This is a genomic window from Mesorhizobium sp. M7A.F.Ca.ET.027.03.2.1, assembly GCF_003999175.1.
GTDB lineage: Bacteria > Pseudomonadota > Alphaproteobacteria > Rhizobiales > Rhizobiaceae > Mesorhizobium.
Map to the genome: position 1 here is coordinate 1 of NZ_RZOM01000096.1, position 9,866 is coordinate 9,866.

Annotated in this window: 9 protein-coding genes; 8 read left to right on the forward strand and 1 reads right to left on the reverse strand. The window is 63.7% G+C overall.

Annotated elements, in window-relative coordinates; translation table 11 throughout:
- Positions 1-786 (reverse strand): cyclase family protein (locus EN750_RS06785; RefSeq protein ID WP_145967463.1); only part of this gene is annotated, 786 nt, incomplete at its 3' end.
- 119 nt (positions 787-905) lie between these two features.
- Here EN750_RS06785 and EN750_RS06790 point away from each other — a divergent pair.
- The 8 genes from EN750_RS06790 to EN750_RS06825 form a co-directional block, all read left to right on the forward strand.
- Positions 906-2,480: an NAD(P)/FAD-dependent oxidoreductase gene (locus EN750_RS06790; protein WP_127395974.1), complete on the forward strand. Its 1,575-nt coding sequence runs from the start codon at positions 906-908 to the stop codon at positions 2,478-2,480.
- Positions 2,481-2,591: 111 nt separating this feature from the next.
- Positions 2,592-4,121, forward strand: coding sequence for an ABC transporter substrate-binding protein (locus EN750_RS06795; protein ID WP_063171146.1), 1,530 nt, complete (start codon positions 2,592-2,594; stop codon positions 4,119-4,121).
- 215 nt (positions 4,122-4,336) lie between these two features.
- Positions 4,337-5,344 (forward strand): ABC transporter permease, encoded by a 1,008-nt coding sequence (locus EN750_RS06800; RefSeq protein ID WP_127395975.1) that lies wholly within the window; start codon positions 4,337-4,339, stop codon positions 5,342-5,344.
- Positions 5,337-6,185, forward strand: a complete 849-nt coding sequence (locus tag EN750_RS06805) for an ABC transporter permease (RefSeq protein WP_127395976.1) — start codon at positions 5,337-5,339, stop codon at positions 6,183-6,185. Before EN750_RS06800 ends, EN750_RS06805 begins: the two co-directional genes overlap by 8 nt.
- Positions 6,182-7,060, forward strand: a complete 879-nt coding sequence (locus tag EN750_RS06810) for an ABC transporter ATP-binding protein (RefSeq protein ID WP_127395977.1) — start codon at positions 6,182-6,184, stop codon at positions 7,058-7,060. The genes EN750_RS06805 and EN750_RS06810 overlap by 4 nt, the downstream gene beginning before the upstream one ends.
- Complete coding sequence (locus EN750_RS06815; RefSeq protein WP_127395978.1) at positions 7,053-7,889, forward strand: ATP-binding cassette domain-containing protein; 837 nt, start codon at positions 7,053-7,055, stop codon at positions 7,887-7,889. Before EN750_RS06810 ends, EN750_RS06815 begins: the two co-directional genes overlap by 8 nt.
- Before the next feature lie 78 nt (positions 7,890-7,967).
- Complete coding sequence (locus EN750_RS06820) at positions 7,968-8,567, forward strand: VOC family protein (RefSeq protein ID WP_127395979.1); 600 nt, start codon at positions 7,968-7,970, stop codon at positions 8,565-8,567.
- A gap of 141 nt (positions 8,568-8,708) precedes the next feature.
- A partial coding sequence (locus EN750_RS06825; protein ID WP_189526070.1) for an FAD-dependent monooxygenase occupies positions 8,709-9,866 on the forward strand: 1,158 nt, incomplete at its 3' end.

Here is a 9,866-nt window from a genome sequence, read left to right on the forward strand (position 1 = left end):
CTTCGACACCAGCGCCAGCGCGCGGATCGGGCTGCCGGTGCCGTGCTCGATCTTGAGCGGCGCCGCGATCAGGATGGCGCCCTTCGGCGGCAGCTGGTCGAGGTTGCAGAGGCTGGCGAGACCGTAGCGGTTGGCCTTGTGCATCAGCGTGTGCGCCGGGAATGGCGGCTCCATGCCGCCGGCCTTGCCGGCATCGGTGCCGATCGTCTCCGAGCCCCAGCCCTTGATGTCCTTGCTGATCAGGAACTGGATGGCTTCGGCCGTCGGGCCGGGCGTGTGCGGGCCGGTCTCGTTGGCGTTGAGGAACTCGGCTTCCGAGCCGTTGCGCTTGTACCAGTCGGTGCGCATCACCACCCATTCGCCGGCATTGATCGCGCCATGCTCGGCTTCCCAGGCCTTGATGTGGTCGACGGTGAGCAGGAAATCGTGGTCGGCGGCGGCTTCCTTCGAACAGTCGATGACATTGACCGGGCCGACGAAGTTCTGCGCCGGAATGGTGTCGGTGGCGCCGTCCGGATAATCCTTGCCGGAAATCCAATGCTGCGGTGCGTCGAAATGCGTGCCCGAATGCTCGCCGAGCTTCAGCCAGTTCCAGGCCCACCACGGACCGTTCTTGTCGTAACGGGAAATGTTGTGGATCTCGACCTTCGGCGTGTCGACGGCGAGTTCCGGCGGCAGCTTGATCAACGGCGTGTCCGGCCCGAGCGGCGCCGACAGGTCGACCACCTTGATGGCGCCTGAAAGAAGCTGGCCGGCGACTTCGCCGAGGAGTTTTTGCGTATCCATGGTCTGAAGTTCCCTCTTTCGTGTGATGATCAAGGCTCGTCTCGGCCCTTAATATCCTACTAGACGAAAACATATGCATCTGCAATTATCTTTAAGCATAAAGGAAATGGGGACGAGGCGTGAGCCAGTTCGACGCCATCTTTGTCGGGGCCGGCCACAACAGTCTGGCATGCGCCGCGCATTTGGCGCTCAAAGGCTGGAAAACCGGGATTTTCGAGGGCAGCGCAACAATCGGCGGCGCCGTCCAGACGCGCGAATTCACCCTCCCCGGCTTCCGCCACGATTTCGGCGCGATGAATCTCAGCCTCTTCGCCGGCTCGGCCTTCCACCGGAAATATGCAAATGAATTGAAAGCGCAGGGGCTGGAGTTCGCCCCGGTCGTCGACTGTTTCGCCAGCGCATTCCCCGACGGACGCTGGTTCGGCGTCAGCAACGATCTGGAAAAGACCGCCGCGCGCATCGCCGCCTTCTCCGCTGCCGACGCCGCCACATGGCGCAGGCTGGTCGCCGCCTTCCCGGCGGAGGCCGAGCATCTGTTCCGGCTGCTGGGTTCGCCGATGAGTGCCCGCGCGCTTGCCGGCACGGCGTGGAACCTGTGGCGCAAGAAGGGCATTGCCGGCGCGCTCGATACGGGCCGGCTGCTGCTGTCCTCACCCCGCGCCTGGCTGGAGGAGAATTTCGAGTCGCCGCATATCAGGGCAACGCTCGCCACCTGGGGCATGCATCTCGACTTCGCGCCGGACATCGCCGGCGGCGCCGTCTTCCCCTATCTGGAATCGATGGCCAACCAGAGCTTCGGCATGGTGCTGGGCAAGGGCGGCGCCGACACCATCATCAAGGCGCTGTCGGGCATGGTGACCTCCGCCGGCGGCAAGATTGTCACCGGGGCCGAGGTAGCGGAAATCACGGTTTCAGCCGGCAAGGCGACCGGCGTGCGGCTCGCTTCGGGTGAAACGCATAGCGCCACCAAGGCGGTCATCGCCGGCGTCGCGCCCAAGGCGCTGACCGGCAAGCTGCTGGCGAACGGTTCGGGCGATGCCGGCTTCGATACGGCGATGCAAAAATTCCGCCATGCACCGGGCACCATGATGATCCATCTGGCCCTCGACGATCTGCCGGACTGGCGCGCCGGAGCGGAGCTTCGGCAGTTCGCCTATGTGCATCTGTCTCCGTCGCTCGACGCCATGTCGCGCACCTATCAGCAGGCGATGGCGGGCATGCTGCCGGACGAGCCGGTGCTGGTCGTCGGCCAGCCGACGGCGATCGACCCGTCGCGGGCGCCTCAGGGCAAGCATGTGCTGTGGGTGCAGGTGCGCATGCTGCCCGCCGAAATCCTGGGCGATGCCGCCGGCAAGATCGCGCCGGACCGTTGGGACAAGGTGAAGGAAGCCTACGCCGAGCGTGTCCTCGACATCATCGAGACCTATGCTCCCGGCCTGCGCAACAAGATCCTCGGCCGCGCCGTGTTTTCACCCATCGATCTCGAGGGCGAGAACCCCAACCTCGTCGGCGGCGACCAGGTCTGTGGCAGCCATCATCTGGCGCAGAACTTCCTGTTCCGCCCGGCGCGCGGCTATGCCGGCTGGAACACGCCGGTGGCGCATCTGCACCTCACTGGAGCCGCGACATGGCCGGGCGCCGGCACCGGTGCGGCGTCGGGCTTCATGCTCGCACAACAGCTTGGCGGGAGGTAGGAGCCGAGGATTTCCTTGAGGCTACAAGGGGCAAGGCGCTGCTGCCCAAGAAGCCTGAACCAATGAACTAAGACGCCGCGCGCAGAAACAAAACCAACAAGGGGAACGACCATGACAATCAACAGACGTGAATTGCTGGGATACAGCGCCGCGGCACTCGGGGTGGCCGCCGTCGGCCTGCCGCAGATCGCCAAGGCAGCGGCCGGCGAACTGACCATCGCCTACAACGTCAACCTGCCATCCTGGGATCCAACCACCGGCCCCTCGGCCGTCAACCCGACCATCCAGGGGCTGTACCAGTCGGTGTTCGACCAGTTCATCCCACAGAAGCCCGACCTTTCCTTCGCGCCGGGCCTGCTCACCGAATGGGGCTGGAACGACGACCGCACCAAGATCATGATGACGGTGCGCGAGGGCGTGACCTGGCATGACGGCTCGCCGTTCACGGCCGAGGACGTCGTCTGGTCGCTGCAGCGGGCAGGCGACGAAAAGACCGGCAACCCGATCCAGTTCGTCTGGAAGAACGTCAACAACTTCAAGATCGACGGCAACAAGATCACCGGCGACGTCGTGCAGTTCGACCCGGTCTATTTCAAATGGATGTCGTTCCTGACCGGCTACATCATGCCGAAGGCCTACTACGAGAAGGTCGGCGCCGAAGGTTTCGAGAAGGCGCCGATCGGCACCGGCCCCTATATGGTCGAAAAATTCGAGCGCAACGCCTTCCTACGGCTCAAGGCAAACCCGAACTATTGGGGCGGCAAGCCGGCCTTCGAAAATGTGACGATCAAGTTCGTCGCTGATGCGGCAAGCCGCGTCGCCGAGATCGAATCCGGCTCCTCGCAAGTGACGCTGGAAATCCCCTATGAGGAGTATGACCGGCTGATCGCCAAGGACGGGCTGGCCGGCTCGTGCAAGAACGTTTCCGACATCGGCATGATCTTCTTCAACGACATCGAGGCGATGCTGGACAAGAACGTCCGCCAGGCCGCCGTGATGGCCGTCGACAAGAAGCTTCTGGTCGATCGCCTGCTGCGCGGCTACGGGCAGCCGATCGACACGCTGGAAACGCCGGAATACGCATCCTACGACGCATCGATCAAGGTCGAGCACAATCCGGAAAAGGCCAAGGAATTGCTGGCCGCTTCCGGCTATTCGCCGGAAAAGCCGGTCAAGTTCACCATCCAGACGACCAAGGGCTTCAAGCCCAAGGACTATGAGATGATCCAGGCGATCGTCGGCATGTGGCGCAAGGTCGGCATCGAGGCGACGATCGAGGTCTACGAGATCGCCAAGCACTACGAACTGCGCGCCGCCGACAAGCTGGCGCCGGCCGCCTTCTACAATTGGGGCAACGCCATCGGCGATCCGACCACCTCGACCGGCTTTGCCATGTACGGCCCGAGCCCGCATTCGGTGTGGGACAGCCAGGATTTGATCGACATGATCAACCCGCTGTGGGGCGAAAAGGACGAGGCCAAGCGCATCGCCGGCTGGAAGGCTGTCGACAAATACATCGCCGAGCAGGCCTATGTGCTGCCGCTGATGCAGTATGCGCAGCCGATCGTGCATGCCAAGGGCGTCAATGTGGTGCAGCATGTGTCCGGCGCGCTGCTGCCGGCGCTGATGACCCCGGCCTGAGACAGTCGAGAAAGGCACGCTGTCGCGAGACGGCGTGTCTTCTTGAACGACGCAGGCCCCCTCATCCGGCCCTTCGGGCCACCTTCTCCCCGCTGGGGAGAAGTGACTGGCTCAGCCGTCGGCGACCTCTTCTCCCCTCGGGGAGAAGGTGGCCGCAAGCGGCCGGTGAGGGGGTCTTCGTTCCAGCCACCGAAACGCAGTAGGCCTACGCCGGAATGCTCCTGCAACGATTCCTGATCCGTCTTCTGACGATGCTGATCACGCTGTTCGGCGTGGCCGTCGTCGTCTTTGTCGTGATCCGCGTCGCGCCCGGCGATCCGATCGCCATGATGCTGCCACCTGGTGCTACGGATGCCGACATCGCCCGGCTGCGCGCGCTCTATGGGCTCGACAAGACCATCGTCCAGCAATTCTTCATCTGGCTGTCTGGTGTCGCCCAGGGCGATTTCGGCACCTCGATTTCGCTCAGGCAGGATGTGCTCGGCCTCGTCTTCAACCGGCTGCCGGCGACGCTGGAACTCGCTATCGTCGCGCTCATCATGGCGGTGGCGATCGGCGGCACGACGGCGATCATCGGCGCGCGCGAGCGCGGCACGGCGGTCGAGGCCGGCATCGACATCGCCAGCGGCGCGGCGCTTTCCATTCCCGACTTCCTGTGGGGCCTGGTGCTGATCCTTCTGTTCGGCGTGCTGGTGCCGATCTTCGGCATTTCCGGCCGGGTGTCGCCGCAACTGGACCTGCCCTTCGTCACCCAGTTCTATCTGTTCGAGAGCCTGTTGCGCCTGCGCCTCGACCTGACCTGGGATCTCCTGAAGCACATGCTGATGCCGGCCGTGGCGCTGGCACTGCCGCTGGCGGCGATCATCTCGCAACTGCTGAAACAGTCGCTGAAGGAAGTGCTCGACCTCGACTATGTCGTGCTGGCGCGGGTCAAGGGGTTTTCGGAAACGCAGGTCATCCTGCGCGAGGCGCTGAAGAATGCCGCGCTGCCGACGCTGACGCTGGTCGGCGTGCAGTTCACCTTCCTGATCGGCGGCACCGTCATCGTCGAACGGCTGTTCTCCTATGAGGGCCTCGGCAATATGGCGATCGACGCGGTCATCAACCGCGACCTGCCTTTGATTCAAGGCATCGTGCTGGTCTTCGCGCTGCTGTTCGTGCTGATCAACCTCAGCGTCGACATGATGTATGCGCTGCTCAATCCGAGGCTGCGCCATGGATGAGGGCCGTGCTCGAAGGCGAGCTGTGTCGCCACGCCTGTGGCTGGCCGGCGGCTGGCTGCTGCTGGCGCTGTTGGCCGCGATCTTCGGTCCGCTTGTCGCGCCCCAGGATCCGCTGGCACAGGATTTGATGCTGGAACGACTGCCGCCATTCTGGATGAATGGAGCCGAACCCGGCTATTGGCTCGGCACCGACAGCCTCGGCCGCGATCTGTTGTCGAGGCTGATCTTCGGCGGCCGCATCGCCTTCATCGTCGCATTCGCCGCAGCCATCGCCGCCTGCGTGGTCGGTTCGACGCTAGGCCTGATCGCAGGCTATTTCGGCGGTTGGGCCGACCGCATCATCTCGCGCATCGTCGATGTCTGGATGGCGTTTCCGCCGGTGCTGTTTGCCATATTGCTGGTGGCGGTGCTCGGCACGGGCTTGAGTTCCGTCATCCTGGCCATCGCCATCATCGACTGGACGCGTTTCTGCCGGGTGATCCGTGCCGAGACGATGGGTCAGTCGCGCATGGACTATGTCGAGAATGCCCGCATTGCCGGCTACGGCCGCATCGGCATCATGCTGCGCGAAGTGCTGCCCAATGTGGTGCCGTCGATCGTCGCATTGCTGTCGCTGGAAATGGGCATCGCCGTTATCGTCGAGGCGATCCTGTCCTTCGTCAATCTGTCGATCTCGACCGACGATCCGACCTGGGGAGGCATCATCGCCGAGGGCCGGCTGTCGATCCATCAGGCCTGGTGGGTGCTGGTGTTCCCGCTGATCACGCTGATCCTGACCGTGCTGTCGTTCAGCCAGTTCGGCGAGGCGCTGAAGACGCGTTTCGATCCGGTGCTGCGATGAGCGCCTGCCTCGACATCAGGGATTTGAGCGCGGTGCTGCCCAACGGCCAGCGCGTATTGCGCTCGGTGTCGCTTGCCGTTCAGCCCGGCGAAGTGCGCGCGCTGGTCGGCGAAAGCGGCGCCGGCAAGACGATGATCGGCAAGGCGGTGCTCGGTGTGCTGCCGTCGAGCGTGCGCATTGTCGAAGGCGACATGCTGCTCGAGGGTGAAGACCTCGGCAAATTGCAACCCAAGGCACGACGCACGCTGATCGGGGCGCGCACGGCGCTGATCCCGCAGGACCCGCTGACCGCGCTCAACCCGTCGCGGCGCATCGGCTCGCAGATGACCGACCGGCTGGTGCGCATCCTCGGCTGGAGTGGCGAGAAGGCCGATACCCGCATCCGGCAATTGCTGGACGAGGTGCAAATCCGCGATCCCGACCGCGTGCTGAAAAGCTATCCGCACGAACTGTCCGGCGGCATGCGCCAGCGCGTGCTGATCGCTGCGGCCTTCGCCGCGGAGCCAAGGCTGATCGTCGCCGACGAGCCGACCACGGCGCTTGATGTGACCGTGCAAAAACAGATCCTGCGGCTGATCGTGCAGTTGCAGCGCGAGCATGGCACGGCGATCCTGTTCGTCACCCATGATCTCGGCGTCGTCGCCAAGATCAGCCAAAAGGTCTCGGTGCTCTATGCCGGCAAGATGGTGGAGGAGGCCGAGACCGCAGCGCTCTTCGCCGCGCCGCAGCACCCCTACACGCGAGCGCTGATGGCGGCGACGCCGCGCTACACCGATCCTTTCGCCTCGCTGAAGCCGGTGGACGAGGCGGTGCTGGCCGGGCTTGCCGCCGAGATCGCAGCCGCAGACCAGGCCTGGAGGCTCCCGCATGGCTGAGCCGCTGTTTTCCGTGCGCGGGCTGAAGGTCGCGCTGCCCGACATGACGCGCAAGCCGCTGATTGGCCGCGCGCCATTGGTCGAAATCCTGAAGGGCCTGGATTTCGACCTGCCCAAGGGCTCGGTGACCGGCATCGTCGGCGAATCCGGATCGGGCAAGTCGACGCTCGGCCGCGCTCTGGTGCGCCTGCTGGAGCCCAGCGCCGGCAGTGTAACTTTCGACGGTCGCGACATCACCCATCTGCCCGAAGCGGAGCTCAGGCCGCTGCGCCGCAATCTGCAGATGATTTTTCAAGATCCGATGTCGTCGCTTAACCCGCGCCGCACCATTGCCAGCATCATCGCCGCGCCACTCAAGCAAAATGGCCTCGGCGACAATCTCAAGGCGCGCGTTGCCGAGGCGCTGCAGCGCGTCGGCCTGCCGCAAAGCTTCGCCAACCGCTATCGCCACGAATTGTCCGGCGGCCAGCGCCAGCGCGTCGGCATTGCGCGTGCGCTGGCGCTGTCGCCTAAATTCGTGCTGGCCGACGAGATCGTCTCAGGGCTCGACGTGTCGACGCAAGCGCAAATCCTGACGCTGCTGGAAAAGCTGGCGGCGGAAATGGGGCTGACCGTCGCTTTCATCAGCCACGATCTGTCTGTCATCCGGCGGCTGTGCCGGCAAGTGATCGTCATGCGCGAAGGCGTGATCGTCGAGGCCAGCGCCACCGATGCCTTGTTCGACAAGCCGCGACAAAGCTACACGCGCGATCTCATCGCGGCCATTCCGCTGCCCGAGGTCGATGCTGGCTGGCTGGACATTCCTTCCGCCGTCAAGGCGCCGACATGAATGCATACGCACGCCGAAGAGCGGGCCTCGGGCGTGCGACCACAAAGACCCAAGTCCCGCCAAATGGAGAGGACTGACATGAAGACCACTATCGCAATTGCAACGCTGGCCGCCGCGATGCTCGGCAGCGCCGGCATGGCCTCGGCGGATTCGATCCCGGGCATGCGCGGCCACGACCACACCGGCATCACCGTTCCCGACATGAAGCAAGCGGTCGACTTCTTCACCGAAGTGGTCGGCTGCAAGAAGGCGATGTCGTTCGGTCCGTTCGCCGACGACAAGGGCACCTTCATGCAGGATCTCCTGGGCGTCGACCCGAAGGCGGTGATCGAAGAGGTCACCATGGTGCGCTGCGGCTATGGATCGAACATAGAGCTGTTCAAATACACAGCACCGGACCAGAAGGACCTGACGCCGAAGAACAGCGACATTGGCGGCTTCCACATCGCCTTCTATGTCGACGACGTCGCTGCCGCCAAAGCCTATCTCGAAGGCAAGGGCGTCAAGACGCGGATGGGGCCGCTGCCGGTCAAGGAAGGGCCGGCCGCCGGCCAGACCATCCTCTATTTCCAGACGCCGTGGGGGCTGCAACTGGAAGCGATCAGCTATCCCGACGGAATGGCCTATGAGAAGGACGCCGAGACGGTGCTGTGGAGCCCGAAGAACCCGGAAAAGTGATCCGGCAGCGCGCTTGCGCGATGACACGCAGGCGCGCTTTCGCCATGTCAGGACAATCGTTTTGATATAAAACTTTAAGCTTGAAATATCTTGTCGCCGGCGCGATACTGAACTCCAGCAAGCGAAGAGGAGATCGCAGACATGAAGGTTGCGGTTCTCGGCGGCGGACCAGCCGGCCTCTACTTTGCCATTTCGATGAAGCTGAGGGACGCCGCGCACGATGTGACGGTGTTCGAGCGCAACCGCGCCGACGACACGTTCGGCTGGGGCGTCGTGCTGTCGGCCGAGACGCTCGACAATCTGTCGAAAAACGACCCGGTCAGCGCCGTCTGGATCAAGAAGCACTTTGCCTATTGGGACGACATCGCCGTCATCCATGACGGCGTGCGCACGGTCTCGTCAGGTCACGGTTTCTGCGGCATCGGCCGCAAGCGGCTGCTGGTTCTGCTGCAGCGCCGGGCGCGCGAACTCGGCGTCAAGCTGATGTTCGAGACCGACATCGCCGATCCCAAGCCCTACATGGAGACGCATGATCTGGTCGTCGCGGCCGACGGCCTCAACTCCAGGGCGCGCAACAGTTTCGTCGATATCTTCAAGCCCGATATCGATACCCGAAAATGCAAGTTTGTCTGGCTCGGCACGCAACAGAAATTCGACGACGCCTTCACCTTCATCTTCGAGAAAACCGAGCATGGCTGGGTGTGGGCGCACGCCTACCAGTTCGACAGCGACACGGCGACGTTCATCGTCGAGTGCAGCGAGCAGACCTGGGCTGCCTTCGGCTTCGGTGCGATGTCGCAGCAGGAATCGATCGCCGTCTGCGAGCGCATTTTTGCCAGGCATCTTGGCGGCCACGCACTGATGACCAACGCCAACCATATCCGAGGTTCGGCCTGGATCAATTTCCCACGCGTGCTGTGCGAGCGCTGGTCCTACAAGAATCTCGCGCTGATGGGCGATGCGGCGGCATCGGCGCATTTCTCGATCGGCTCCGGCACCAAGCTGGCACTGGAAAGCGCTGTGGCGCTGGCCGAATATGTCGAAACCGAGCCGGACCTGGATGCCGCCTTCCGTAGATATGAGGATGCCCGCCGCACCGAGGTGCTGAAGCTGCAATCGGCGGCGCGCAATTCGCTGGAATGGTTCGAGGAGGTCGAGCGCTATCTCGGCCTCGATCCGGTGCAGTTCAACTATTCGCTTTTGACCCGCTCGCAGCGTATCAGTCACGAGAATCTGCGACTGCGCGATGCCGAATGGCTTGAAAGCGCGGAGGAATGGTTCCAGCGCCAGGCGGGCGCC